The organism is Aeromonas bivalvium, from assembly GCF_000819765.1.
Taxonomy (GTDB): domain Bacteria; phylum Pseudomonadota; class Gammaproteobacteria; order Enterobacterales; family Aeromonadaceae; genus Aeromonas; species Aeromonas bivalvium.
Map to the genome: position 1 here is coordinate 64,519 of NZ_CDBT01000047.1, position 26,336 is coordinate 90,854.

The following is a 26,336-nucleotide window of genomic DNA, read 5'->3' on the forward strand; positions in this document are numbered from 1 at the left end:
CGGGTCGAGACCAGACAGGACACACCCGGCCAATGCCGGGTGTGTCTGCGGATTTATCGGGGCGCGGGCTGGGACGGACGCCGGCTGCTGCGCAGGCCGTCCAGGCTGAACAGCACCAGGGCGCTCCAGATGCAGGCGAAGGTGATGAGCTTGTCGGTGCGCAGCGCCTCCCCATACAGGGTGACCGCCAGGATGAACATCAGGCTGGGCCCTATGTACTGGAAGAACCCCAGGGTGGAAAACTTGAGCCGGGTCGCGGCGGCGGTGAAGCAGAGCAGGGGGGCCGTGGTGACGGCGCCGGCGGCAATCAGCATCAGGTTGAGGTAGAGGCTGTTGTCGGTCATATGGCTGGTGGGGCTGTCGGCGATGCCCCACAGATAGATGGCCGCCGGGGGCAGCAGGATCAGGGTCTCCAGCAGCAGACCGGTGAGGGCATCCAGGGCCAGCTTCTTGCGGATGAGGCCATAGAAGGCGAAGGAGCTGGCCAGCACCAGGGCGATCCAGGGCAGGGAGCCGAACGCTATCAGTTGCACCGCCACGCCGATGAAGGCGAGGCCCACGGCCCACCACTGCAGGCGGCGCAGCTTCTCCCCGAGAAACACCATGCCGAGCAGCACGTTGAACAGGGGATTGATGTAGTAGCCCAGACTCGCATCCAGCATGTGGCCATTGTTGATGGCCCAGATGAACAGCAGCCAGTTGCCCCCCACCACGGTAGAGGTCAGGGCCAGGGTCATCAAGACCCTGGGTTTGCGCAGCACGGCGCGCACCTTGGACCACTGGCGACCCAGCAGCACCAGGATCACCAGCAGGGCACAGGACCAGATGATGCGGTGGGTGAGGATCTCGGCGGCGGGCACCTCGGCGATCAGCTTGAAGTAGACGGGGGCTATGCCCCAGAGGGTATAGGCACACAAGGCATAGAGGATGCCCTGGCGCTGGATCTGTTGTGGCATTGGATGACCTTCGCTGGACGGCGGATGTGACTGACATCGCCAAACCCGCAGTGTAGCCATCCCGGCGACGGGAAAGAAGCGATTAAATAGTGATTAACATGCAACTTATGGCCGGGGATCCGGCGCTTCGCCTCACCCCCGGCGGATCTTGCCGATATCCAGCAACACCCACAGCATAAGCACTATGGCCGAAATCCAGGGGCCCCAGGTGACATAGGCCTCCCCCTGACCCAGCAGGAAAAACAGCAGTGGCAGCCCTATCACCAGCAGCAGCACGCTTCCCACGAGAAAAAGCATTTTTATCTTGATATTGAAGGGTTTGTGTAGCTGATGATTATATCAATCGACTCGGGTGAGGGAAGGGGAAAAACGAGAAAGGGGGGGCAAGCCCCCCTCCCATGTTCACCCCGGCGCCAGGATCAGGACTCGAGCTGTATCCAGGTGCTCTTGAGCTCTGTGTATTTCTCCAGGGCGTGCAGGGACTTGTCGCGGCCGTTGCCCGACTGCTTGAAGCCGCCAAAGGGCATCGTCATGTCGCCGCCGTCCCAGTTGTTGACGAACACGGTACCGGCGCGCAGGGCGCGGGAGCCCTTGATCGCCTTGTTCAGATCCGCCGTCCAGATGGCGGCTGCCAGGCCGTAGTCGGTGTCGTTGCCAAGGGCAATGGCCTCCTCGAGGGTGTCGAAGCCGGTGATGGCGAGCACGGGGCCGAAGATCTCCTCGCGGAAGAGGCGCATCTGGGGGGTCACCTCATCGAAGATGGTGGGGGCTATGTAGAAGCCGCCGCTCTCCTCCCGGGTGCGCTCGCCGCCGAGCAGCAGCCTGGCCCCCTCCTGTTTGCCTATCTCGATATAGCGCAGAACCTGCTCCATCTGGATGCCATCCACCATGGCACCGATGCGGGTGGCGGGATCCTGGGGATCCGCCGCGACCCACTCCCTGGCATGGACCAGCAGCCGCTCGATGAAGTCGCTCTTGATGCTGTTTTGCACCAGCAACCGGGAGGCGGCGGTGCACACTTCCCCCTGGTTGTAGAAGATGGCGGCGGCCGCACTCTTGGCGGCAGCGTCCAGATCCGGCGCATCCGCCAGTATGATGTTGGGGCTCTTGCCGCCGCACTCCATGAAGGCGCGTTTGAGGTTCGACTTGCCTGAGCACTCCACCAGATGCTTGCCGACCCGGGTGGAGCCGGTGAAGGTGATGCAGTCCACATCCATGTGCATGGCGAGCGCCTCGCCCACGGTATGGCCAAAGCCCGGCAGCACGTTGAAGACGCCGTCCGGAATGCCCGCCTCTTTGGCGATGCCGGCGATGCGCAGGGCGGTGAGGGGGGATTTTTCCGACGGCTTGAGGATGACGGAGTTGCCGGTGGCGAGCGCCGGGCCCAGCTTCCAGCACGCCATCACCAGGGGAAAGTTCCAGGGGACGATGGCGGCCACCACCCCGAGCGGTTCCCGGGTCACCAGGGCCAGGGCCCCCTCTTCGACCGGGGCCACCTCGTCATAGAGCTTGTCGATGGCCTCGCCGTTCCAGGCGATGCAGTTGGCGGCGGCGGGGGCATCGTAACCCATGGCGTCCGAGATGGGCTTGCCCATGTCTAGGGACTCCAGCAGGGCCAGCTCGACCCGGTGGAGCCGCATCAGCTCGGCGAAGCGCTGCAACACCAGCTTGCGCTCCTTGGGGGATTGTCCCGCCCAGCGCCTGTCGTTGAAGGCGGCGCGGGCGGCCTTGACCGCCAGTTCGGCATCGGCGGCATCACAGGCGGCGACATTGGCCAGCAGCTGGCCATTGGCCGGATTGATGCACTCGAAGGTGGCACCATGGACCGCATCCCGGTAGCTGCCGTCGATGAACGCCTGGGTGGGGAGGGTCAGCTGGGCCTGTCGGTATTGCCACTGGGCCAGGTTCATATCACTCATGTTCGCTCCTTGAACGTGCAAAGGTCATCCGCGTATCAATATGCTAAACATTTCGCCGCCTGTAAATCCGGCTTGTAACAACTTCTTAAACAGGCGCTGGCCAGGATCGCCGCTGGCCCGGGTCAGAAGGTGGCCGGTGTGTTGGCGGAGATCAGCACGCACTCCTGCTCGTCGACGTTGCGAAAGCGGTGCGGGGTGCGGCTGTCGAAGTAGTAGCCATCGCCGGCGCCGAGCAGGTGGATCTGCTCGCCTATGGTCACCTCGACCCGGCCCTGGATGACGATGCCGCACTCTTCGCCATCGTGACTCAGCATGTCGTCGCCGGTGTCGGCGCCGGGGGGCAGTCTCTCCTGCAACATGCCGATGGCGCGGTTGGCGCGGCTGTGCCCCACCAGGCGGTAGCTGATGGGGTGGCTGCCGAGATCCGGCATGTCGGCGGCACGAAAGACCACCTCGGAGTCGAGGGCCGTCTCGTCGGTGAAGAAGCTGGCCAGGGACATGGGAATGCCTTCCAGCACCTTGCGCAGGGAGGCGACCGAGGGACTGACCTGATTTTTTTCTATCTGGGAGATAAAGCCGTTGGTCACCCCCGAGCGCTTGGCGAGTTCGCGCTGGGACAGAGCCGCCTTGGTGCGGACCGCCTTGAGGCGTTGACCTATATCCATCCTTCTGTTCTCCTCGAGTGTTTACTATTATTGAATTTGTGTTAAATATCTTATACCACCCTGGTCGGGGTGACACCATCACTGGGCAGCATAGCGCCCTTTTTTATGGATACAGGTGTTTAATTTAATAGGCGATCACCCTGAGTAGCTAAACACCTTAAGGATGAGGTGACCATGAAAGTTGTCAGTGACATCAATACGCCGGCGGACATGTCCGCCTTCTGGATGCCCTTCACCGCCAACCAGCAGTTCAAGGCGGCGCCACGGATCCTCAAGTCTGCCGAGGGCATGTATTATCGCGCAGAGGATGGCCGCAAGATACTGGATGGCACCGCCGGCCTCTGGTGTTGCAACGCGGGCCATGGCCGGCGGGAAATTGCCGAGGCGGTCTCCCAGCAGATCGCCCACCTCGACTTTGCCCCCACGTTCCAGATGGGCCACCCCCTGCCGTTCGAGCTGGCCAACCAGCTGGTGGAGATAGCCCCCAAGGGCTTCGGCCACGTCTTCTATACCAACTCCGGGTCGGAGTCCGTGGACACGGCGCTCAAGATCGCCCTGGCCTGGCAGCGGGCCCGCGGTCAGGGCACCCGCACCCGGCTCATCGGCCGCGAGCGCGGCTACCATGGGGTGGGATTCGGCGGCATCTCGGTCGGCGGCATTCCCGGCAACCGCAAGTGGTTCGGCTCCCTGCTCGGCGGGGTGGATCACCTGCCCCACACCCTCAATATCGCCAGGAATGCCTTCACCAGAGGCCTGCCCGACGAAGACCTGACCCTGGCCGACGAGCTGGAGAAGATCGTCTTCCTCCATGACGCCAGCAACATAGCGGCCGTCATCGTCGAACCCATCGCCGGCAGCACCGGCGTCATCATGCCCCCCAAGGGCTACCTCAAGCGGCTGCGGGAGATCTGCACCAAACACGGCATCCTGCTCATCTTCGACGAGGTGATCACCGGCTTCGGTCGCCTCGGCTCCCCCTTCGCCGCCCAGGAGTTCGATGTCATCCCCGACATGATCACCTGTGCCAAGGGGCTCACCAATGGCGCCATCCCCATGGGGGCCGTGCTGGTGCAAGACCATATCCATGACGACATGATGGCGGCGGGCAAGGGGGCCATCGAGCTGTTCCACGGCTACACCTACTCGGGTCACCCGGTGGCCGCCGCCGCCGGCCTGGCCACCCTCGAGATCTACCGCAATGAAAACTTGCTGACCCGGGCGGCCGAGCTGGCGGGCTACTGGGAGGAGGCGGCCCATTCGTTGAAGGGCTGCAAGCACGTCAAGGACGTGCGCAACTACGGCCTGGTGGCGGGCATTGAGCTGGAATCCATGGCGGACGCGCCGGGCAAGCGGGCCTATGAGGTGTTCGTGCGCTGCTTCGAGAAGGGAGCGCTTATCCGGGTGACCGGCGACATCATCGCCCTGTCGCCCCCCCTCATCATAGAGCGCAGCGAGATCGACGGTCTCTTCACCCTGCTGCAGGACGCCCTGCTGGCCCAGGATTGACCCCTAATTACTCGGGGTGACGCCCGCCGAGGGTGTCACCCCCCATGCCTCTTTTCGGCGCGGCAGAGGGAGGACGAATGACCCATCACGGAGGATTTATGAGTTACAGGATTGACAACTTTATCGACGGCGAGACGAGGGAGAGCCGCAGCGAGCGTTTCGGTGCCATCTTCGATCCGGCCACCGGACAGCCGCAGGGCTCGGTCGTCCTCAGTACCGCCGATGAGTGTGCCGAGGCGATAGCCTGCGCCGAGCGCGCCTTCGCCGACTGGTCCCAGACCCCGCCCCTGGTGCGGGCCCGGGTGCTGTTTCGCTTCAAGGAACTGATGGAGCAGCACAGGGACGAGCTGGCCCGCCTCATCAGCCGCGAACACGGCAAGGTGTTCTCCGATGCCCAGGGGGAGCTGACCCGGGGGCTGGAGGTGGTGGAGTTCGCCTGCGGCATTCCCCATCTGCTCAAGGGGGAGCACTCCCTCAATGTGGGGCGCGGGGTGGACAGCTATTCCCTGATGCAGCCGGTCGGGGTGTGCGCCGGCATCACGCCGTTCAACTTCCCGGCCATGGTGCCGCTGTGGATGTTCCCGGTGGCCCTGGCCTGCGGCAACAGCTTCATCCTCAAGCCCTCCGAGAAGGATCCCTCTCTTGCCCTGCGCATGGCCGAGCTGCTCAAGCAGGCCGGACTGCCGGACGGGGTACTCAACGTCATCAACGGCGACAAGGAGGTGGTGGACGTGCTGCTCACCGACCCCAGGGTGGCCGCGGTGTCGTTCGTCGGCTCCACTCCCATCGCCGAATACATCTATACCACCGCCTCGGCCCACGGCAAGCGGGTGCAGGCCCTGGGCGGCGCCAAGAATCACATGCTGGTGATGCCGGATGCGGATCTCGACCAGGCGGTCTCCGCCCTGATGGGCGCCGCCTATGGCGCGGCCGGCGAGCGCTGCATGGCGATCTCGGTGGCCCTGGTGGTGGGGGACGACACCGCCGATGCCCTGGTGGCCAGGCTGGCACCGCTCGTTGAGGGGCTGCGGGTCGGGCCCGGCCTCGGTTCGATCCCGGAGAACGAGATGGGGCCCCTCATCAGCCGGGAGCACCTGGCCAGGGTGCGCGGCTATGTGGATCAGGGGGTGGCCGAGGGGGCCGAGCTGGTGGTGGATGGCCGGGGCCTGAGCCACGGCGAGGGCTACTTCATCGGCGGCAGCCTGTTCGATCGGGTCGGCCCCGAGATGCGCATCTACCGGGAGGAGATCTTCGGCCCCGTGCTCGCCATCGTGCGGGCGCCGGACTACGAGACGGCGCTGCGCCTCATCAACGAACACGAGTACGGCAACGGCACCGCCATCTTCACCTGCGACGGCGACACGGCGCGGGACTTCACCACCCGGGTGCAGGTCGGTATGGTAGGGGTGAACGTCCCCATCCCGGTGCCCATGGCGTTTCACAGCTTTGGTGGCTGGAAGCGATCCCTCTTCGGGCCGCTCAACATGCACGGGCCGGATGGGGTACGCTTCTACACCAAGATGAAGACGGTGACCGCCCGCTGGCCCCAGAGCCTGCGCGCCGGCGCCGAATTCGCCATGCCGACCATGAAATAGGGCCCAGGGCCGATTTCGGTCGGCCCCCTGAGATGTGACGCAAAGGAGTGAAGGATGCGACTGGGAATTCTCGATTGTGATCGGTTGGACCCCGAGTTCGAGCAGCAGTTTGGCCGGGTCTATTCCGGGATGTTTATCGAGGGATTCAGGGCCCTGGCGCCCCACCTGGAGTTTCGGGTCTGGTCGGCCCTGGATGGCGAGCTGCCGACCGATCTGGACGAGTGCGATGGCTGGCTCATCACCGGCTCGCGCCACGACGCCTATGGCGATACCCCCTGGGTGGTGGCGCTGCGGGAGTGGGTGTGCCGGGCAGATGAGGCCAGGGTCAAGCTGGCGGGCGTCTGCTTCGGCCATCAGCTGATCGCCCAGGCCCTGGGGGGCGAGGTGGGCAAGTCCGACAAGGGCTGGGGACTGGGGGTGGCCAGCAATGCCATGCTGGCGAGCGAGCCCTGGATGCAGCCAGGGCTGGATCGGATCCGCATTCTCGCCAGCCACCAGGATCAGGTGATGCGCCTGCCCTCTGGCGGGCGTCGCCTGGCGGGCAATGATTTCTGTCCGAACTTCATGTTCGGCCAGGGGGAACACATAGTCGCCATCCAGGGTCACCCTGAATTTTCGGTGGACTACGACAGGGCGCTGATCGAGAAACGGCAGCAGAGTCTGGCGCCGGAACGCTATCAGGCCTTCCTCGCCTCCCTGGAGCAGGAGGTGGACTCCACCATCATGCTGGGCTGGTTGTTGCGATTTTTAGGCATGCTGCCGGCTCGGCCATAGCGACGCCGGCGGGGGACAAGGACGAACGCAGGAGCATCGAGATGATCATTGGCGTACCCAAGGAAATCAAAAACCACGAATACCGCATCGGCATGACCCCCGCCGGGGTGCAGGAGCTGACGGCCCGGGGCCACCAGGTGCTGGTGCAGCGGCAGGGGGGCGAGGCGATCGGCCTGTCCGATGCCGAGTACCAGGGGGCGGGGGCCGAGCTGGTGGCCAGTGCGGCGGAGATCTTCGCCCGGGCCGAGATGATAGTGAAGGTGAAGGAGCCGCAGCCGGAGGAGTGCGAGCTGCTGCGCCCGGATCAGCTGCTGTTCACCTACCTGCACCTGGCACCGGATCCGGTGCAGACCCAGCTGCTGGTCCATTCGGGCGCCGTGGCCATCGCCTACGAGACGGTGACCGACGAGCGTGGCGGCCTGCCGCTGCTGGCCCCCATGTCCGAGGTGGCGGGGCGGATGGCGATCCAGGCCGGGGCCCACAGCCTGGAGAAGGCCCAGGGGGGCAACGGCACCCTGCTCGGCGGCGTGCCCGGCGTGGCGCCCGCCCGGGTCGTGGTGCTGGGTGGGGGAGTGGTGGGGATCAACGCGGCGCGCATGGCTCTGGGTCTGGGGGCCGATGTCACCCTGCTCGACAAGTCCCTGCCGCGGCTGCGGGAGCTCGATGGCCTGTTCGGCCCGGCCCTCAAGACCCTCTACTCGACCCAGGTCAATATCGAGGCCTGCCTCGCCCAGGCGGATCTGGTGATCGGCGCCGTGCTGATCCCGGGGGCGGCGGCGCCCAAGCTGCTGACCCGCCCCATGCTGGGGCTGATGCGCAAGGGCTCTGTGCTGGTGGACGTGGCCATCGATCAGGGGGGCTGCTTCGAGACCTCCCATCCGACCACCCATGAGGATCCCACCTATGTGGTGGATGGCATCATCCACTACTGCGTGGCCAACATGCCGGGCGGGGTGGCGCGCACCTCCACCTTCGCGTTGACCAACGCCACCCTGCCGTTCGTGCTGGCGCTGGCGGACAAGGGCTATGTCCAGGCACTCAAGGAGGACAAGCACCTGAGGGCTGGCCTGAACGTGTTCAAGGGCAAGGTGACCCAGGGGGCGGTGGCCCAGGCCCTGGGCTACGAGTACGCCAGCGCCGAGTCGGTACTGGGCTGAGCCGGTCGCGGCGAAAGCTTGAGCGGGTTCACAAACCCCGCCATCCCCGGGAGGGCCGTCATGGCCCTTTCTCTTTATAATGAGCCTTCGCTCTCCCGGAGGTTTCCCCATGTCCCGCATCCTGCTGCTCGCCAATCTCAACTGTGACCACGTGCTCTCCCTCTCCGAACCCCTGGTGGCGGGGGCCCGCCTGCACTACGTGGACCAGGGCCGACGGCTGGGGGGCGGCGCCGCCAATACCGGCATAGGGCTGGTATGGGCCGGGCACCGGGTCGCCATCGCCTCGCGCATCGGCCTGGACGAGACCGGCGACTGGCTGCTGGCCGAGGCCCGCAGCCACGGCCTGGACTGTCAGCATGTGGAGCGGTTTGGCGGCGAGACCGGCGAGCTGCTCATCCTGGTGGATGCCACCGGGGAGCGCACCATACTGCGCCAGCCCCGCCGCCCGGATCTGCCGGGCCAGCTGCCCCAGAGCGGGGTGGACTGCCTCTATGTGAACTACCCGGGGGGCGCGGTGGCCCAGTACATGGCCTCCATGCTGGAGCAGTGCCTGGTGGTGGCCCAATATCCCAAGGGGGGCAAGCATCCCAGGCCCTGCCACCTGCTGGTGGCGTCGCGCTCCGATCTGGGGGAGATGACCGACCCCTGGGCCCATGCCCTGACCCTGGCCGGGGACAAGTTGCAGTGGCTGGTGCTGACGGAGGGCAAGGAGGGTGCGGTGGCCATCCATGGCGAGGAGCGGATCCGGGTGGCGGCCCGTCCCGTCTCCGTGGTGGATACCACCGGCGCCGGGGATGCCTTCGCCGCCGGGCTGATCCATGGCCTGGCCCGGGGCATGGCCATGGCGGATGCGCTGCAATGCGCGGTGGACTGGGGCGCCTTCGCGGTCGCCAGCCAGAGCTCCATTCCTTCCCAGGCCTTGAAGAGCTGGCTGGCCCAGGGCCACTGAGGCTGCGTCGCCGGATGCGGGATCCCGGGCGTTTCGCCCCCCTTTATCCTCGCGCCTCCTTGCGCCGATTGCTGCTGAAAGCGGGGCAAACGATGGCATAAGTCGGCAAGTTTGCGATCAATCAAAGAAAGTGTCGATTTATGTGCATCTTCATCGACACCCGCTGCGGCTGCTCTTAACCTTGGAGCCTCAACCTCAGGGAGCCCGGTCCCGACCGCCGTCTTCCTCCGGTCTCTTTGTCCGATCCCCGGCTGTAGTGAGAGGCAGAACCAGCATGCAACTGACCCGTTTTACCGACTATGCCCTGCGCACCCTGACCTTCCTGGCCTTGCAGCCGGTGGATCGGCTGTCGACCATCACAGAGGTGGCCGACACCTTCGCCATCTCCCGCAATCACGTGGTCAAGATAGTGCATCAGCTCGGCATCAAGGGGTACATAGAGACGGTGCGCGGCAAGCATGGCGGCATTCGTCTCGGTCGCGCCGCCGTCTCCATCAACCTGCGGGATGTGGTGATGGACATGGAGAACATCCTCTGCCCCGCCTACTGCAAGACGGACAACTGCCGCCTGGCCGGTGGCTGCCGCATCCAGGGCATATTGCGCAAGGCGATGAACGCCTTCCTCGAGGTGCTGGGGGAGTACACCCTGGCCGATGTGGTGAGCGATCCGACCCGCCTCTGTCACCTGCTGGGGCTGGAGCAGGATCAGCTGCTGGTGGCGGGCTGAGACGGACCGCCGCTGCGTGGTGGAGAAGGGGCCTGCGGGCCCCTTCTGCTATCTGGCCCCGATGTGATCAGGGCTGGCGCACCAGGCTGATGGCACCATAGACACAGGCGAGGCCGCAGGCACCGCAGCCATCGCAGGCGACCATGTTGACCGTGACCCCGTCAGGGGCCGCCTTGATCGCCTGGCGGGGACAGGCATCCTCGCACAGCAGGCAGTAGAAGCCCTGACGGGCCTGGCAGCTCGTCTCTATCCTGACCCGGGTCTGCACCTGACGGCCGTAGCGCAGGTCGAGGGCGCCGCTCGGACAGGCCCTGGCGCAGCTGCCACAGTAGCTGCACTGGCCACAGGCGAGATCCAGTACCGGAGTGCCGGCCACCGGGCTGCCCAGGTACTCGGCGCCGCCAGCCCCCTTGATGAGCCCCCGTGGGCAGGCCTGTCGGCAGCGATCGCAACGCTGGCAGAGGGCGAGAAACTGGGACTCCTCGATGGCCCAGGGGGGGCGGGCCTCGCGGCAGTCGATGGTCCGGGGCCGACGGCGGGCCCAGAGCCGCGTCAGCCGTCGACAGAGTGCATGGGCCATGCTGGCCTCCTGATACCTAATAGGGGGTAATTCTATGGCCATAATGCCGCACAGGCCAGCGGAACCCGCACGGCAGGATCGCAAGGCCAGGCCCCCTTGTGTAAGCTAGGCGAGTCTTTTTTGCTGGGCTGACTCTATGTGGTTATTTCTGTGGCGGGCCTCCCTGCTCTATGTCTTCCCCCTGCTGATGTGGGGCTATTGCCGATTCAAGGGGATCGGTTTCGATGAGCTGGATACCGGCGTCAATGGTCACAAGTGGGTGGTGCTGTCGTCCTATCTGCTCTACGTGGTGCTCTGGCTGCTGATCAATCGCTATCTGCTGCTGTTCCTGCGCCAGCGGGGCCGGCGATGATGGCATCGCTGACCTGGCTCTGGCTCTGCGGCGCCGGGTTGCTGGCCGTGGGGCTCGGCTGGCTGTGGGGGCGACAGGGGGCCCAGGCTCTGGCCCAGGAGCTGGCCTTGAGCCGGGAGCGGGCCGAGACCTGGCAGGAGCGCCTCGCCGAGCTGCAGGATCAGCAGCTGCGGGATCAGGAGAAGCTGGAGCAGCAGCAACACTTCATCATCAAGCTCACCGCCCGTCTCAAGGACGCCGAGGCGACCCTGCGCAGCGAGCGTCTTGCCAGCGCCGAGAAGCTGCAACTGCAGCAGCAGGCGGAGGCGCGCCTTGGCCAGCAGTTCGAGAACCTCGCCAATCGCATCTTCGAACAGAACTCGGGTCACTTTCGCGAACTGAACCAACACAGCCTGGACAATCTGCTCGGCCCGCTCAAGGAGCAGCTGGAGGGGTTTCGCCGCCAGGTGGGGGAGACCCATGCCCAGGAGACGGCCCAGCGCCACAGCCTCAAGTTCGAGCTGGAGCGCCTCGCCGAGCTCAATGCCCGCATGACCGAAGAGGCGGCGGCCCTGACCCGTGCCCTCAAGGGGGACAGCAAGCAGCAGGGCAACTGGGGCGAGGTGGTGCTGGCCCGCATCCTGGGGGAGTGCGGCCTGCGGGAGGGGCACGAATACGAGACCCAGGTCAGCCTGGAAACCGACAAGGGCAAGCGTTATCAGCCCGATGTCATCGTCCATCTGCCCCAGGGCAAGGACATCATCATAGACGCCAAGGTGTCGCTGACCGCCTACGAGCGCTGGTACAACAGCGATGACGAGCTGGCGCGGGCGGTGGCGCTCAAGGAGCACGTCGCCTCGGTGCGCAACCATATCCGCGAGCTGGGCCGCAAGGACTACCAGCAGCTGCCCGGGGTGCGCACCCTGGATTATGTGCTGATGTTCGTGGCGGTGGAGCCCGCTTTCCTGGCGGCGCTGGAGGCGGACCCTGCCCTGGTGCGCTTCGGCCTGGAGCACAACATATTGCTGGTCAGCCCCACCAACCTGATGGTGGCGCTGCGCACCATAGAGAACCTGTGGCGCTACGAGCGCCAGAACCAGAACGCACGGCAGATCGCCGAGCGGGCCGGGCGTCTCTACGAGAAGCTGCGGCTGTTCGTGGAAGAGATGCAGCAGCTGGGTGGCAGCCTGCACAAGGCCCAGGAGAGCTACGACAAGGCCATGGGGCGCCTGGCCAGCGGCCGCGGCAACCTGATCGCCCAGGCCGAGCGGTTTCGCGAGCTGGGGGTGGAGGTGACCAAGACCCTGCCCGAGCCCCTGGTCAATCGTGCCCTGGAGCGGGAGGAGTCCGGCGACTGAGGCGGATGAACAGACAACAAGGGCAGCCCGCGGGCTGCCCTTGTTGTTGCGACTGGCGTCACTGCTTCCAGAAGGAGGGGAAGAAGATCACCGCCACCGTCAGGATCTCGAGCCGCCCCAGCAACATGCCGAAGGAGAGCAGCCACTTGGCGACGTCCGGCAGGGCGGCGAAGTTGCTGCTCGGCCCTATCAGGGGGCCCATGCCGGGCCCCACGTTGGCCACCGCCGTGATGGCCCCCGAGATGGCGCTCAGGGGATCCAGCCCTATCACCGCCAGCAGGGCGGCGATGAGCAGTATGATGGCGAAATAGGCCAGCACGAAGGAGATCATGGAGCGGATGATGGCGTCGTTGACCGGGCGGCCGTTGTACTTCTGCGGAAAGACGGCGGAGGGGTGCATCAGCTGGCGCATCTGTTTCTTGAACAGGGCGAAGGCCACCTGGACCCGGAAGATCTTCAGCCCCCCCGAGGTGGAACCGGAGCAGGCCCCGAGCAGCATGATGAAGATGAACAGCAGGCTGGTGAGGGAGCCCCAGGTGCCGAAATCGCCGAGCCCGTAGCCCGTGGTGGTGAGCACGGAGACGATGTTGAAACTGCTGATGCGCAAGGCATCCATGAAGTCGAAGGTGCCACGATGCCAGAGGTAGAGCGTCATGATGAGGGTGACCCAGACCACCAGCCAGAAGAAGCCGCGCACCTGGGCGTCACGCAGCAGGCTGGTGTCGCGCCGGGAGAGGCTCTGCACATAGAGCAGGAAAGGCAGGCCGCCGAGGAACATGAAGAGGGTGCCAATCCAGTGGGCGGAATTGGAGAAGTGGGACATGGACTGATCCGAGGTGGAGTAGCCTCCGGTGCTCAGGGTGGTCATGGCATGGTTGACCGCCTCAAAGCTGGTCATGCCGCTCGCCCAGTAGGCGAGGAAGCAGAGCATGGAGAGCACCAGATAGACCTGCACTATGTTCTTGGCCACCGTCTTGGCGCGGGGGGCACTCTTGTCGGACCAATCCGAACTCTCGGTCTGGAACAGCTTCATGCCCCCCACGTTGAGGTAGGGCAGCACGGCCACCGCCATCACGATGAAACCCACCCCCCCCAGCCACTGCAGGATGGAGCGCCACAGCAAGATGCTGTGGGCCATGCCGTCGAGCCCGGACAGCACGGTGGAGCCCGTGGTGGTGACCCCCGACATGGTCTCGAAGTAGGCGTCGGCGAAGCCGATGTGGTTGATGAAGACGAAGGGGAGGGCGCCAAACAGGCAGGCCACGCCCCAGACGGAGGTGGTGAGCAGGAACATCTCCCGTACCCCGAGCCGGAATTCCGCCTTGCGGCCATAGTGCAGGCACCAGAAGGCGGCGAGGTGGGTGATGACCACGGATTGCAGAAATTCGACGAAGCCTTCCGAGCCGGTCAGCAGGGCAAGCAGGGTGGGCAGCCACATGAAGAGGGCGAGCTTGGAGAGCACCAGCCCCAGGGTGAACACGATGGGACGCAGCTTGATCATGATGCACGGCCTGGTTGTTGATGAGAGAAGCAGGAAATGCCACTGCTGGCGGCATTCCCTGGCTTGTCAGTCCGATGAGTCCGCATGGTGGCGCTACAGGAAGAAGGGACTTGGCTGGAACAGCCGTTCCACTTCCTGTATGTATTTCTTGTCCACCAGAAACATGACCACGTGGTCATCTTGCTGGATCTCGGTGCGATCGTGGGCGATCAGTACCTCTTCACCACGAACGATGGCGCCTATGGTGGTACCGGGCGGCAGCTTGAGCTCGCCCACCGTCTTGCCCACCACCTTGGAGGTGTTCTCGTCGCCATGGGCGATGGCCTCGATGGCCTCGGCCGCCCCGCGGCGCAGGCTGTAGACGTTGGCGATGTCGGCCCGGCGCACATGGGTCAACAGGGCCGAGATGGTGGCCTGCTGGGGCGAGATGGCGATATCGATGGAACCGCCCTGCACCAGATCCACGTAGGCGCCTCGCTGGATCAGCACCATGGTCTTCTTGGCGCCCATCTTCTTGGCGAGCAGGGCCGACATGATGTTGGCCTCGTCCTCGTTGGTGACCGAGATGAAGACGTCGATCTGGTCGATGTGCTCCTCGGCCAGCAGCTCCTGATCCGCGGCATCGCCGCAGAAGACGATGGTGTTCTCCAGCAGCTCGGAGAGCTGTTCCGCCCGCTTCTGGTTGCGCTCGATCAGCTTGACGCTGTAACGCTTCTCCAGCTGGCGGGCGAGGCCGGCGCCTATGTTGCCGCCGCCGACGATCATGATGCGGCGATAGGGGCTCTCGAGCCGTTGCAGTTCCGACATCACGGCGCGGATATGACCGGCGGCGGCGACGAAGAACACCTCGTCATCGGCCTCTATGATGGTGGTGCCCTGGGGGCGGATGGAACGGCCCTGGCGGAAGATGGCGGCCACCCGGGTCTCGATGTTGGGCATGTGCTCGCGCAGGCTGGAGAGGGCGTTGCCCACCAGGGGGCCGCCGTAGTAGGCCTTGACCGCCACCAGACCCACCTTGCCACCGGCGAAGTCCACCACCTGCAGGGCGCCGGGATACTCGATGAGGCGGCGCACATAGTCGGTCACCAGCTGCTCGGGGGCGATCAGGTGATCCACCGGCACGGATTCCGGCAGGAACAGGCGATCCCGCTCCATCAGATAGGCGGGGGAGCGAATGCGCGCCACCTTGTTCGGGGTGTTGAACAGGGAGTAGGCGATCTGGCAGGCGATCATGTTGGTTTCGTCGCTGTTGGTGACGGCCACCAGCATGTCCGCATCCTGGGCCCCCGCTTCGCGCAGCACCTTGGGGTGGGCGCCGTGACCATTGACCACCCGCAGATCGAACTTGTCCTGCAGCTCTCGCAGGCGGTCGCTGTCGGTGTCGACCAGGGTGATGTCGTTGTTTTCCCCGGCCAGGTTCTCGGCCAGGGTGCCGCCCACCTGGCCGGCTCCCAAGATGATGATTTTCATAGGGAACGCTTGCTCACATGCAGAGAGAAGAGGAGGCCATCGGTCTGGCCAATGATGCCCGTCATGGCTGAACTTTTACCAGCTTGGCGTAGTAGAAGCCATCCATGCCCGCCTCGCCAGGGAGGAACTGGCGGCCCGGACAGGCCGGGGTATCCTGCGGGTGCAGCGGGATCAGGCGGGCGTCCGGGGTTGCCGCCAGGAAGGCGCGCACCTGGTCGCGGTTCTCCTCGGGCAGCACGGAGCAGGTGGCGTAGAGCAGAGTGCCACCGGCCTTGAGCCTTGGCCAGAGTGCGGCAAGGATGCGGCCCTGCAACTCGGCCAGCTCGCGAATGTCCTGATCCCGGCGCAGCCACTTGATGTCGGGGTGGCGACGGATGACGCCGGTGGCGGAGCAGGGAGCATCGAGCAGGATGCGGTCGAACTGACCCTCTGGCCACCACTGCTCCGGGGTGCTGGCATCCCCATGGATGAGCCGGGCCTTGAGACCGATGCGATCCAGATTCTCCTGCACCCGCTTGAGGCGGTTATCGTCGGCATCGACGGCGACCACCCCGGCCAAGTCGGGCTGGCGCTCGAGCAGATGTGCCGTCTTGCCGCCCGGGGCGGCGCAGGCATCCAGTATCCACTCGCCCGGTTGCGGGTCGAGCAGCTGGGCGGCGAGCTGGGCGGCGCCATCTTGCACCGAGCAGTCACCCTGTTCGAAACCGGGCAGTTTGGTCACGTCACAGGGGCGCTCCAGCAAGATGCAGTCAGCACCCTCTTCACCGGCCAGCGCATTGATGCCCGCCTCGGCCATGCGCGTCAGCATCTGGTCGCGGCTCTGGCGCTGACCGTTGTTGCGGATCCACATGGGTGGGCGCTGGTTGTTGGCCTCCATGATGAATTCCCACTGGTTGGGGTAGGCCTGGCGCAGACGCTTGGTGAGCCACTCGGGGTGGCCGAGGCGTATGCTGGGTACCCTGTCGATACGAGCCAGTATCACCTCGGCGCTGCGCTGGAAGTTGCGCAACACGCCGTTGATCAGGCCTCGCAGCGAGCTGCCCTTGAGCAGCTTGACCGCATTGACGGTCTCGGCCACGGCGGCGTGAGCCGGGATACGGGTGTAGATGAGCTGATAGAGCCCGACCAGGATCAGATAGTGGAAGACGCGGCTCTTGTTCTTGAGGGGCTTGTCCATCATCTCGTTGACGGCGGCATCCAGGCGCGGCATCCAGCGCAGAGTGCCGTAGCAGAGTTCTTGCAGGAGGGCGCGATCGCGGGGGGCGACCTTCTCCTGGGCAGCAGGCAGAACGGCGGAGAGGGACAGCCCCTGATCCAGCACCTGTTGAATGACGAGAGCGGCCTGTGCACGTGTTTTCATAATGTTACCTTAGATGCGCAAGTCGGGGCTTGGGCCCCGCTTGTTTCAATTCCATCCAGCTCAATGCAGTCGGATGCCGGGGGCAAACCAGTCACGGCGCGAGTTGAGCAGATCCGAGACGGACATGGCTTTCTTGCCGGGAGGTTGCAGAGTCAGCAGACGCAGGATGCCATGGCCGGTGGCGATGTCGATCCCTTGCTTGTCGGCCTTGAGCAGGGTGCCGGGACGCTGGTCATGTTCGGCCTCGAGTGCTTCTGCCTGCCAGACCTTGACGGTCTGTTCCGCCACTTCAAACCAGCTGATGGGCCAGGGATTGAAGGCTCGTATGCAGCGCTCAATGGCGACGGCGTCCATGGACCAGTCGATGCGCGCCTCCTCCTTGGAGAGCTTCTGGGCGTAATTGGCCAGGGCATCATCCTGCGGCTCGGCGGCGGCGTTGCCGGCGGCTATCCCGTCTAGCGTCTCGACCAATGCCTGGGGGCCCAGCTCGGCCAGCTTGTCATAGAGGCTGGCGGAGGTTTCGTCGGGGGCGATGGGGCAAGCTACCTTGCGGATCATGGCACCGGTGTCCAGGCCCACATCCATCTGCATGATGGTCACGCCGGTTTCGGCATCTCCCGCCCAGATGGCCCGCTGGATGGGCGCCGCACCACGCCAGCGTGGCAGGAGGGAGCCGTGGACATTGATGCAACCCAGACGCGGGGTATCGAGCACCACCTTGGGCAGGATCAGGCCATAGGCGACGACCACCATCAGGTCGGCACCCAGTGCCTTGAGTTCGGCCTGGGCCTCTTCATTGCGCAGGGAGGCGGGTTGGTAGACGGGCAACTGGTGCGCAAGCGCCAGCTCCTTGACCGGGCTGGCCGTCAGCTTCTGGCCACGGCCAGCGGGCTTGTCCGGCTGGGTGTAAACGGCAACGACCTCATGGTCGGAAGACAACAACGCCGCCAGATGACGGGCGGCGAAGTCGGGGGTACCGGCAAAAATCAGTTTCAATTTATTCAAAGGGGCAGGTCCTTAACCGGCTTTACGGTCTTCGCGCGCCATTTTTTCCAGTTTTTGACGGATGCGCTGGCGCTTGAGTGGGGACAAGTAATCCACAAACAGCTTGCCCACCAGATGATCCATCTCATGCTGGATGCAGATAGCCAGCAGATCGTCCGCTTCGAGTTCAAACGGCTTGCCGTTACGGTCCAGGGCGCGGATCTTGATCCACTCGGCGCGCGGCACCAGCGCACGGCTGCCTGGTACAGAGAGGCAACCCTCTTCGATACCTGTGCTGCCTGACTGGGCAATGACTTCCGGGTTGATCAACACCAGAGGATCTTCTCGATCTTCAGAGACGTCGATAACTATGATGCGCTGATGGATGTCGACCTGAGTTGCGGCCAAGCCTATGCCTTCCTCCGCATACATGGTGTCGAACATATCATCTACAATCTGTTGTAACTCGGGTGTAATGGTCTCGACAGGGGCTGCAACGGTCCGCAGACGTTCATCGGGGAAACGCAATACATCTAGAATGGCCATAGTCTTATCTTTAGTTTCGTATAATTGCCGTCAATATTGACGTAATTCTAGTCATTTACGCCGACAAAAAACAGCAACACTTTGCGCACAGAAATAACAGGGAGTGTTATGTATCTGAAGCAAACGACTTTTGCCTGTCTGCTGGCCCTGATAAGCCAGGGCGCACAGGCCCAGACGCTGTCCCTCAAGAGCGGTTATCCCAGCAACTATGTGGTCCAGAAGGGCGACACCCTGTGGGATATTTCCGGCAAGTATCTCGAGCAGCCTTGGCTTTGGCCCCAGCTCTGGAATATCAATGCGCAGATTGCGAATCCGCACTGGATATACCCGGGGGATGTGCTGCAACTCAGCTGGGTCAATGGTCAGCCGCGCCTCGGCAAGACGGTACAAGGTGGAAAGCGGGTCATCACCCTCTCTCCCAAGAATCACTATGAGAGTAAAGCGAATCCTATCCCGACATTGCCGTTGAGCGAAATTGGTCCCTTCATGCAGACGGATCACATCTTCGCGACGCAACAGGAGAGCAAGGCCTTGCCCTATATCCTGGGTGAAAATGAAGGCCATGTCGGCATGCTGGAGGGGGCAACCCTCTATGTGCAGGGGGATCTGATCCCGGGTCAGGACTATGGCATCTATCGGCCAGGCACCATTTATAAAGATGCGAAGACCCGCGAGTTGCTGGGCCAGGAGGCCATCTTCGTGGGGACGGCTCATGCGCAGGCGCGACTGGCCAAGGATCGCAGCCGTATCCTCCTCACCAGCAATCAGCGCGAAGTCTATCAGGGGGACAAGCTGATGCCCTTGCCGGCTCAAGAGAACCTCTCTGCCTTGTTTACCCCCAAGGCTGCACCGCTCACCAGCCCTGGCTATGTGGTCGAGTTGCCGAGCAAGGCCCGTGGTGGTGGCAAGTTTGACATTGTCCTGATCAACAAGGGGGCTCGCGATCAGATGACGCCCGGTGATGTGCTGGACGTGCAGCGACCCGGACTCCGCCTGACTGACAAGTATGGCAAGGTCTCCTATCGCGACTTCTCGTCCCTCTATGACAAGGGCTTCCACTCGGCGGGCCGGACTCCTCTGCCTGACGAGTCCATCGCCCGCATCATGCTGTTCAAGGTCTATGACAAGCTGAGTTACGGCATGATATTGCAGAGCCAGGACATGGTGAGTACAGGTTACAAGGTCAGTAATTTCTGAGCTCGGTCATCATGGATGAACTCCGAGCCTGGCTGATACTGGAAAGCGTACCCGGGATAGGGCCTGTCACCGCTTCGCGTCTTTTGGCGGCCCTGGCTGAGCGTGCCGCCGCAGAAAAGCCAGAGGGTGGCATAACTGCGCTGTTTGATTGCGATGATGTCCATCTCCATGATTTAGGCCTGAAATGGGAGCAGATCAGGGCCCTGCGCCACCCCGGTGCCGGGGTAGATCAGGCTCTTGTCTGGGCTGACCGCCCCGGCAACAGACTTATCTGTCTGGACAGTCCGGCATATCCTCCCTTGCTGCGGGAGATCCCTGCGGCCCCCCTCTTGCTCTACTGTCGCGGCGATATTGACGCCTTGTGCTTACCGCAGATTGCCATGGTTGGCAGTCGTCACCCCAGTTATGCGGGCAAGGATAATGCGGCCAGGCTCGCTCAGGCATTGGTGGGATCCGGACTGGCGATCACCTCGGGGTTGGCCCTGGGTATAGATGGCGTCTGCCATCAGCAAGCTCTGGCCGTTGGCGGCATCACCCTTGCCGTGCTTGGCTCCGGGTTGGATCAGGTCTACCCCAAACGCCATCAACTCCTGGCTGAGCAGATCCTGGGCAATGGCGGTCTGATCATCTCCGAATTTGCACCGGACAAGGGGCCATTGGCCGAACATTTCCCCCGTCGTAACCGCATCATCAGCGGCCTCTCCCTGGGTACGCTGGTGGTCGAGGCCGCCGAGCAGAGTGGCTCTCTCATCACGGCCCGCTATGCGCTGGAGCAGGGGCGCGAGGTGTTTGCCGTGCCGGGGGCTCCCCAGAATGGACAAGCCCTCGGTTGCAACCGACTGATCCAGCAAGGTGCCAAGTTGGTGATGGAGCCAGACGATGTGTTGGTCGAGCTCAATTGGGCACAGATCCGGGCCGTCTCGGGGGCTGAAGTCGACGAGATGGCAGCCATTACCGGTACTAATAGTGCATTGCCTTATGCCGATTTGTTGGATAACGTAGGTTATGAGACCACGAGCGTGGATACCGTTGCCGAGCGGGCCGAGCTCCCTGTCGAGGTGGTTCTGGGCAGGTTAGTCGAGCTTGAGCTGGCGGGCGCTGTGATAGCGGTAGCCGGTGGATACGTCAGAACGAGGAGGGCGAATCATGTTTGATGTATTGATGTACCTTTTCGAGACCTACATCCACAGTGATGCCGATGTAACGGTCCAGCAAGATGAACTCACCGACGAGTTGACCCGTGCCGGTTTCGACCAGGACGAGATCAACAAGGCCCTCAACTGGCTGGAACGGCTGGCCAACCTGCATGACAGCGAACGGGAAGTCTATGTCACTGCCAGCGCCCAGGGCTCGATGCGGGTCTATGCGCCGCAAGAGCTGGCACGGCTCAGCACCGAGTGTCGCGGCTTCCTGCTGTTCCTGGAACAGGCTCAGGTTCTCAACGCCGAGACCCGCGAAATCTGCATCGAGCGGCTGCTCGAACTCGACAAGCCCGACATCGAACTCGATGACCTGAAATGGGTCGTGATGATGGTGTTGTTCAACGTGCCCGGCAGCGAGACCGCCTACCATCAGATGGAAGAGCTGGTGTTCGACGAGTCGGACGGCATACTGCACTGACAGCCCGGTGCCGCGCTGGTAGAATTTGGATCTTCTGAATTCGAGGCGCGGCCCATGTCCAAGATCGACAATCACCTGTTTTCCGCCCACGAGCATGCGCTCGAGCGAGAGCCCTGTCCCCAATGCGGCTCCGAGCTGGTGATCCGTCAGGGCAAGCATGGTCCCTTCCTCGGGTGTGCCAGCTATCCTGCCTGCGACTATATCCGTTCGCTGACCCCTTCCGGCCGTGACATCGAAAAGGTGATGGAGGGCTCCGTCTGCCCGTCATGCGGCCAACCGCTGGCCATCAAGAAAGGGCGTTATGGTCTCTTCGTCGGCTGCACCCAGTACCCCGCCTGCCAGCACATGGCCTCCCTGCAGGAGAGCGATGATACCCAGATCCCCTGTCCCGCCTGCGGCAAGGGCCATCTGGTCAGCCGAACCTCCCGTTTTGGCAAGTTCTTCTATAGCTGCGATGACTATCCCCACTGCAAATATGTGGTCAATGACAAGCCTGTGGCCATGCCCTGTGCCAAGTGTGGTTGGGGCATCATGGTGGAGAAGCGGATCCGGGGGACGCTGAAATGGTGCTGTCCGCAAAAGAAATGCGGCCACCAAGACGAGCGGGTATAATCGCACCGCCGCCTGATGGGCCAAGTGCGTTATCCTGTGGCTCACCCCTGCTGCAAGAACATGCTTGCATTGCCTAAGCCTGCGTCGCCGGGATTTGTGCCGCGCTCCCCGTGATGGAGTGCATTTCGGGCAGCGACATCCTGGCTGCCACACAGGCAAGGAAGCAGGTCTTCGAATACCGCCTCGCAGCTTGGCATGGATGGCAAGGCTATCTTAGGTTGCCTACGTGTGCCGGCGAGGGAAGAGCGCCGAAGGGGTCATGGCGAAGGCGCCACCCTGCAGGCTTTATCATTGACGTGAACCAGATGCGACAGCCCGAGCTGGCGCGTTTGCCCTGATACAGAATGCGTATGTCGAACGAATTTGAACAAGCCGTCGCCGCTCTGCGGGCGGGCGGTGTCATTGCTTATGCCACCGAGGCCGTCTTTGGTCTGGGTTGTGATCCCGATAACCAGGCCGCGGTACAGCGCCTGCTCGCCATCAAGCAGCGGCCGGTGGAGAAGGGGTTGATCCTGATTGCCGCCGACGTGAGCCAGTTGGAGCACTACATCGACTTGAGCCAGCTGAACAGCGAGCAGATGGCCAGGGTCGACGCGAGCTGGCCCGGCCCATTCACCTGGGTCATGCCGGCCCGGGCGAGCACCCCGGCATGGTTGACCGGCCGTTTCGATACCCTGGCGGTGCGTGTCAGTGGCCATCCCCAGGTGCAGGCACTGTGTCGTGCCTTTGGCAAGCCGTTGGTGTCAACCAGCGCCAATCTCACTGGTGAGGAGCCTGCTCGCAGCGTCGCCCAGATTGGCCAGGCCCTGGCCGCGCAGCTGGCACATATACAGGTTGGCGAGGTGGGCGGGCTCAGCAATCCGTCCGAGATAAAAGACGCTCGCAGCGGCGCCGTGATCCGTCCCTCCTGACGTGACGGCCGGACCCCTGACACGACAATAATGAGGCGGGGCGCCAAGATCCCGCCGGCTGGAGAAGCAATGAGCAAACCGGATGTGGCCGCAGTCAAGACCTTCCTGCTGGCACTGCAAGACACCATCTGTCAGGGGCTGGAGCGGGCCGACGGCCTGGGCCGCTTCGTCGAGGATGCCTGGACGCGGGAGGGCGGCGGCGGTGGCCGAACCCGGGTGATGCGGGCCGGCAAGGTGATCGAGCAGGGGGGGGTGAACTTCTCCCATGTCTATGGTGATGCCATGCCCGCCTCGGCCACCGCCCACAGACCCGAGCTGGCCGGACGTCGCTTCGAGGCCATGGGGGTCTCACTGGTCATCCATCCTCATAATCCGTATGTGCCGACCAGTCACGCCAATGTGCGCTTCTTCATCGCCGAGAAAGAGGGCGAAGATCCCATCTGGTGGTTTGGTGGTGGCTTCGATTTGACCCCCTTCTACCCGTTCGAGCAGGATGTGCGGCACTGGCACAGTGTGGCTCATGAGCTGTGCCAGCCGTTTGGCGATGACATCTATCCCGAATTCAAAGCCTGGTGCGACCGTTATTTCTATCTGAAGCACAGGGACGAAACCCGCGGGGTTGGCGGTCTCTTCTTCGATGATCTCAATCGTTGGCCCTTCGAGCAGTCATTTGCCTTCATGCGGGCGGTGGGGGAAGGTTATCTCGCGGCATATCTGCCCATTCTGGTCCGCCGCCAGGATACCCCCTATGGCGAGAGAGAGCGCCAGTTCCAGCTTTATCGCCGCGGTCGCTACGTCGAGTTCAATCTGGTCTACGACAGGGGTACCTTGTTTGGCCTGCAGACCGGTGGTCGGACCGAATCCATACTGATGTCCATGCCACCTCTGGCGCGCTGGGAGTACGACTGGCATGCCGAGCCGGGGTCGGCTGAGGCGCTGCTCTATCAGGATTATCTCAAGCCACGGCAGTGGCTCTGATGACAAGGGTCGCCGAGGCGACCCTTTTTCATGGGAATGGCACTTGTCCCGCCGGGGTAAAAACCGTTAAATCGGATCATTCTCCTCCAGACGGACCCTTGCGATGGACAGGTATGCGGTATTCGGTTATCCGGTACGACACAGTAAATCCCCCTTTATTCACACCCTCTTTGCCCGGCAGACCCAGCAGTTGATGGAATATACCCTGGCGGAGCCCGCACCCGATGGCTTTGCCGAGGCGCTGCGCAATTTCTTCGCCGAGGGCGGCAAGGGCTGCAACATCACTGTCCCGTTCAAGGAGCAGGCGTTTGCGCTGGTCGATAGCCTGAGCCCGCGTGCCAGGCTGGCGGGGGCGATCAATACCATCAAGCTGACCGATGACGGCCTCCTGCTGGGGGACAATACCGACGGTGCCGGCCTGGTGGCCGATCTGACCTCCCAGGGGGTCAGCCTGGCGGGGTGCCGGATCCTGCTGCTCGGTGCCGGAGGCGCGGCCCGTGGTGCCTTGGCCCCCCTGTTGGCCGAGGGGCCGGGTCGTCTGGTCATTGCCAACCGCACCCATGACAAGGCGGCCCAGCTGGCCCGGGACTTCGCCTCCCTGGGTCCCGTCGAGGCCGTACGATACGAGGATCTCCTCGGTCCGTTCGACCTGGTGATCAACTCCACCTCGGCCAGCCTGCAAGGCTCGCTCCCCCCCATACCCTCTTCGGTCATACACAGTGATATCGCCGTCTACGACATGATGTATGGCGCCGAAGATACGCCGTTCAACGCCTGGGCTCGGGCGCAGGGGGCGCGCAAGATCATGGATGGGCTCGGCATGCTGGTGCAGCAGGCTGCCGAGGCATTTACCATCTGGCGCGGCATTCGTCCGGGAACGACCCAGGTGCTGCGCGAATTGAAACGCAATCTGGGGGTGGCATGAACCAGAGCATCCAGTTCCCGGACTCGGCCGAATGGCAGGCCGAGCAACAGCGGGTTCACTTCCCGGCTCAGTTGATGGGGGGGCTGATCCCTTGCTATATCAGTCGCCACCGTCTGGAGCGGTTGGCCGGACTCTCCCTGGTGCGGGAAGACGATATCCTGCGAGCATTCGATAGCTTGAGGTTCGATATCGAGGATATGGTTGAAAAACTCATTGAGGAACAAGAGTTTGGAGAAGATGGTGCCATCTATCTCTAAGCAGGCAAAGTTTTTTTGCTGAGGATTGGAACTTTCCAAAGATCAGGCTGACTAACTAGATAGTTGAGGAAGTGCTAGTTAGTCACCTTTATAACCCCCGGTATTCGTACTGGGGATTTTTTTATCTATATGAAAATAAAAGAAAAAATATCATTATCTTTGAGTGAAACTTTGTTACATAAATTACTTTCACTTTTTTGTTGGTTTGATGTACAGTTGTTCTCGTAGGGTACAGAGGTAAGATGTTCTATCTTTCAGACCTTTTATTTCACGTAATTGAATGTGGCTGAATAGCAGCCCCGATGAGTCATCGTCGGGGCGTTTTTTTATGGCTCAAGTTTAGAGTAAAGACTTTAAAAACCGCTATCCTTTGATAAAATGATGGGGTTTCTTGAGTAAACCCAGTCGTCATTTCTTCTCAAGACGGATTTCTTCCCAATTTTGAACAGTATCTTCGGGCCGGTTCCTTACCCAGGGAACTGGCCTCATTTTTATCCCATGCCGGCCGTTAAATGTAATTAACTTACAGTTTGGTATTTATCGCCGACTTTTAGCTGGCTGACACAGCTCCAGGTTGAAAACGTTATCATTTGGTGGTTTTGTTTGTTCTTGATGAGAATTAAGTAGTTGCTTACTGAAAACAGTCAGTTATCCCGTGCGGGATGGGGTTTGATGACAGAAGGGGGCGAGGAGATGAGGTGGTTTGGGGAGGGGTTTCAATTGGCGGAGCCTGCTCCGCCAATTGAAAAGTGGCAGGATTATTCGATGTCGGATTCGGCATCGATGGCGTCTTCGGCCGCCGCACCAGAGAGGTACCAGCCACTGAGGGTCTGCGCCAACTTCTCTACCCCGATCTGAGTGAGGGAGGAGAAGGCTTCCACCTGGATCTGGGGGCCCAGATTGGCCACCGCCTGGCGAACCTTGATCACCTGATTGTTGCGTGGCCCCGGACTCAACTTGTCGGCCTTGGTCAGCAGCAGCATGACAGGCAGTTCGCGGTGGGAGCTCCACTCCAGCATGTTCATGTCGGTTTCTTTGAGCGGATGACGGATGTCCATCAGGATCACCAAGCCTTTCAAAGACTCACGACGTTGCAGATATTCAGCCAGCGACTTTTGCCACTTTAGCTTCATTTCCAGTGGAACCTGGGCATAACCGTAACCTGGCAGATCGACCAGACGCTTGCCCGGTTCCAGCTCGAACAGGTTGATCAGCTGGGTCCGGCCTGGCGTTTTACTGGTGCGGGCCAGGTTCTTGTGTTTGGTCAAGGTGTTCAAGGCTGATGACTTGCCGGCATTGGAACGCCCGGCAAACGCAATCTCGACACCCCCATCATTTGGCAGGTGACGGATGTCGGGTGCGCTGGTCACAAAATGCACCTTATTGAAATTCAGAGTTTGTGTATCCAACGTAAATTCCCCATGGAGAGAGAGGGTTATAGAGTTACTTTTTTGTGAA

At 62.6% G+C, this 26,336-nt stretch carries 27 protein-coding genes; 16 read left to right on the plus strand and 11 right to left on the minus strand.

Annotation, left to right across the window (positions count from 1 at the left end; all coding sequences use genetic code 11):
• Positions 1-53: 53 nt before the first annotated feature.
• The 4 genes from rarD to BN1119_RS13900 all read right to left on the minus strand — a co-directional run bounded on the left by rarD (position 54) and on the right by BN1119_RS13900 (position 3,540).
• On the minus strand, positions 54-956 hold the full coding sequence (gene rarD, locus BN1119_RS13890; RefSeq protein WP_041999046.1) for an EamA family transporter RarD: 903 nt from the start codon (positions 954-956) through the stop codon (positions 54-56).
• A gap of 132 nt (positions 957-1,088) precedes the next feature.
• Positions 1,089-1,253: a hypothetical protein gene (locus BN1119_RS20725; RefSeq protein WP_167335479.1), complete on the minus strand. Its 165-nt coding sequence runs from the start codon at positions 1,251-1,253 to the stop codon at positions 1,089-1,091.
• A gap of 122 nt (positions 1,254-1,375) precedes the next feature.
• Positions 1,376-2,875: an aldehyde dehydrogenase gene (locus tag BN1119_RS13895; protein ID WP_041999048.1), complete on the minus strand. Its 1,500-nt coding sequence runs from the start codon at positions 2,873-2,875 to the stop codon at positions 1,376-1,378.
• A gap of 122 nt (positions 2,876-2,997) precedes the next feature.
• The gene (locus tag BN1119_RS13900; RefSeq protein ID WP_041999052.1) at positions 2,998-3,540 is read right to left on the minus strand and encodes a cupin domain-containing protein; all 543 of its coding nucleotides are present in this window, start codon (positions 3,538-3,540) and stop codon (positions 2,998-3,000) included.
• 174 nt (positions 3,541-3,714) lie between these two features.
• Between BN1119_RS13900 and BN1119_RS13905 the strand changes: the two genes are divergently transcribed.
• From BN1119_RS13905 to BN1119_RS13930, 6 genes are all read left to right on the plus strand, one after another.
• Positions 3,715-5,046 carry an omega-aminotransferase AptA gene (locus tag BN1119_RS13905; protein ID WP_041999055.1) on the plus strand — a complete coding sequence of 444 codons (1,332 nt, stop codon included), beginning with the start codon at positions 3,715-3,717 and terminating at the stop codon, positions 5,044-5,046.
• A 98-nt stretch (positions 5,047-5,144) separates the two neighbouring features.
• Positions 5,145-6,641 (plus strand): CoA-acylating methylmalonate-semialdehyde dehydrogenase, encoded by a 1,497-nt coding sequence (locus tag BN1119_RS13910; RefSeq protein WP_041999057.1) that lies wholly within the window; start codon positions 5,145-5,147, stop codon positions 6,639-6,641.
• A 54-nt stretch (positions 6,642-6,695) separates the two neighbouring features.
• Entirely contained in the window at positions 6,696-7,415 is a 720-nt protein-coding gene (locus BN1119_RS13915; RefSeq protein WP_041999060.1) for a glutamine amidotransferase-related protein, read from the plus strand.
• A 41-nt stretch (positions 7,416-7,456) separates the two neighbouring features.
• On the plus strand, positions 7,457-8,572 hold the full coding sequence (gene ald / locus BN1119_RS13920) for an alanine dehydrogenase (protein WP_041999062.1): 1,116 nt from the start codon (positions 7,457-7,459) through the stop codon (positions 8,570-8,572).
• A gap of 109 nt (positions 8,573-8,681) precedes the next feature.
• Complete coding sequence (locus BN1119_RS13925) at positions 8,682-9,521, plus strand: PfkB family carbohydrate kinase (RefSeq protein WP_041999065.1); 840 nt, start codon at positions 8,682-8,684, stop codon at positions 9,519-9,521.
• Between the two features lie 274 nt (positions 9,522-9,795).
• Positions 9,796-10,248: an Rrf2 family transcriptional regulator gene (locus BN1119_RS13930; protein ID WP_041999068.1), complete on the plus strand. Its 453-nt coding sequence runs from the start codon at positions 9,796-9,798 to the stop codon at positions 10,246-10,248.
• Between the two features lie 67 nt (positions 10,249-10,315).
• On the opposite strand, the gene BN1119_RS13935 is transcribed toward BN1119_RS13930, so the two are convergent.
• Complete coding sequence (locus BN1119_RS13935) at positions 10,316-10,828, minus strand: 4Fe-4S dicluster domain-containing protein (protein WP_041999071.1); 513 nt, start codon at positions 10,826-10,828, stop codon at positions 10,316-10,318.
• A gap of 136 nt (positions 10,829-10,964) precedes the next feature.
• Here BN1119_RS13935 and BN1119_RS13940 point away from each other — a divergent pair, with 136 nt between their 5' ends.
• Both BN1119_RS13940 and rmuC read left to right on the plus strand, forming a co-directional pair.
• The gene (locus BN1119_RS13940) at positions 10,965-11,180 is read left to right on the plus strand and encodes a hypothetical protein (RefSeq protein WP_041999074.1); all 216 of its coding nucleotides are present in this window, start codon (positions 10,965-10,967) and stop codon (positions 11,178-11,180) included.
• Positions 11,177-12,517, plus strand: a complete 1,341-nt coding sequence (rmuC, locus tag BN1119_RS13945; RefSeq protein WP_084205477.1) for a DNA recombination protein RmuC — start codon at positions 11,177-11,179, stop codon at positions 12,515-12,517. The genes BN1119_RS13940 and rmuC overlap by 4 nt, the downstream gene beginning before the upstream one ends.
• Before the next feature lie 58 nt (positions 12,518-12,575).
• On the opposite strand, the gene BN1119_RS13950 is transcribed toward rmuC, so the two are convergent.
• The 5 genes from BN1119_RS13950 to def all read right to left on the minus strand — a co-directional run bounded on the left by BN1119_RS13950 (position 12,576) and on the right by def (position 18,378).
• Complete coding sequence (locus tag BN1119_RS13950; RefSeq protein ID WP_041999077.1) at positions 12,576-14,018, minus strand: TrkH family potassium uptake protein; 1,443 nt, start codon at positions 14,016-14,018, stop codon at positions 12,576-12,578.
• A gap of 93 nt (positions 14,019-14,111) precedes the next feature.
• Positions 14,112-15,488 (minus strand): Trk system potassium transporter TrkA, encoded by a 1,377-nt coding sequence (gene trkA / locus BN1119_RS13955; protein WP_041999080.1) that lies wholly within the window; start codon positions 15,486-15,488, stop codon positions 14,112-14,114.
• 61 nt (positions 15,489-15,549) lie between these two features.
• A complete protein-coding gene (gene rsmB, locus BN1119_RS13960; RefSeq protein WP_041999083.1) occupies positions 15,550-16,848 on the minus strand; it encodes a 16S rRNA (cytosine(967)-C(5))-methyltransferase RsmB in 1,299 nt (432 codons plus the stop codon).
• A gap of 60 nt (positions 16,849-16,908) precedes the next feature.
• Positions 16,909-17,853 carry a methionyl-tRNA formyltransferase gene (gene fmt, locus BN1119_RS13965; protein WP_041999086.1) on the minus strand — a complete coding sequence of 315 codons (945 nt, stop codon included), beginning with the start codon at positions 17,851-17,853 and terminating at the stop codon, positions 16,909-16,911.
• 12 nt (positions 17,854-17,865) lie between these two features.
• On the minus strand, positions 17,866-18,378 hold the full coding sequence (gene def / locus BN1119_RS13970) for a peptide deformylase (protein ID WP_041999089.1): 513 nt from the start codon (positions 18,376-18,378) through the stop codon (positions 17,866-17,868).
• 108 nt (positions 18,379-18,486) lie between these two features.
• Between def and BN1119_RS13975 the strand changes: the two genes are divergently transcribed.
• The 8 genes from BN1119_RS13975 (at position 18,487) to BN1119_RS14010 (ending at position 24,878) form a co-directional block, all read left to right on the plus strand.
• Complete coding sequence (locus tag BN1119_RS13975) at positions 18,487-19,575, plus strand: LysM peptidoglycan-binding domain-containing protein (protein ID WP_041999091.1); 1,089 nt, start codon at positions 18,487-18,489, stop codon at positions 19,573-19,575.
• 11 nt (positions 19,576-19,586) lie between these two features.
• Positions 19,587-20,729: a DNA-processing protein DprA gene (gene dprA / locus BN1119_RS13980; RefSeq protein WP_041999093.1), complete on the plus strand. Its 1,143-nt coding sequence runs from the start codon at positions 19,587-19,589 to the stop codon at positions 20,727-20,729.
• Positions 20,722-21,195, plus strand: a complete 474-nt coding sequence (locus BN1119_RS13985; RefSeq protein WP_041999096.1) for a DUF494 family protein — start codon at positions 20,722-20,724, stop codon at positions 21,193-21,195. Before dprA ends, BN1119_RS13985 begins: the two co-directional genes overlap by 8 nt.
• Positions 21,196-21,249: 54 nt before the next feature.
• Positions 21,250-21,807, plus strand: a complete 558-nt coding sequence (locus tag BN1119_RS13990) for a DNA topoisomerase family protein (protein WP_041999099.1) — start codon at positions 21,250-21,252, stop codon at positions 21,805-21,807.
• Positions 21,808-22,157: 350 nt separating this feature from the next.
• A complete protein-coding gene (locus BN1119_RS13995) occupies positions 22,158-22,718 on the plus strand; it encodes an L-threonylcarbamoyladenylate synthase type 1 TsaC (protein ID WP_041999101.1) in 561 nt (186 codons plus the stop codon).
• 69 nt (positions 22,719-22,787) lie between these two features.
• On the plus strand, positions 22,788-23,696 hold the full coding sequence (hemF, locus tag BN1119_RS14000; protein WP_041999104.1) for an oxygen-dependent coproporphyrinogen oxidase: 909 nt from the start codon (positions 22,788-22,790) through the stop codon (positions 23,694-23,696).
• Positions 23,697-23,799: 103 nt separating this feature from the next.
• Positions 23,800-24,621, plus strand: a complete 822-nt coding sequence (aroE, locus tag BN1119_RS14005) for a shikimate dehydrogenase (protein WP_041999107.1) — start codon at positions 23,800-23,802, stop codon at positions 24,619-24,621.
• The gene (locus tag BN1119_RS14010; RefSeq protein ID WP_041999110.1) at positions 24,618-24,878 is read left to right on the plus strand and encodes a DUF1488 family protein; all 261 of its coding nucleotides are present in this window, start codon (positions 24,618-24,620) and stop codon (positions 24,876-24,878) included. The genes aroE and BN1119_RS14010 overlap by 4 nt, the downstream gene beginning before the upstream one ends.
• A 758-nt stretch (positions 24,879-25,636) precedes the next feature.
• Here the strand turns inward: BN1119_RS14010 and yihA are convergent.
• Positions 25,637-26,287: a ribosome biogenesis GTP-binding protein YihA/YsxC gene (gene yihA, locus BN1119_RS14015; RefSeq protein WP_041999114.1), complete on the minus strand. Its 651-nt coding sequence runs from the start codon at positions 26,285-26,287 to the stop codon at positions 25,637-25,639.
• Between the last annotated feature and the right edge of the window lie 49 nt (positions 26,288-26,336).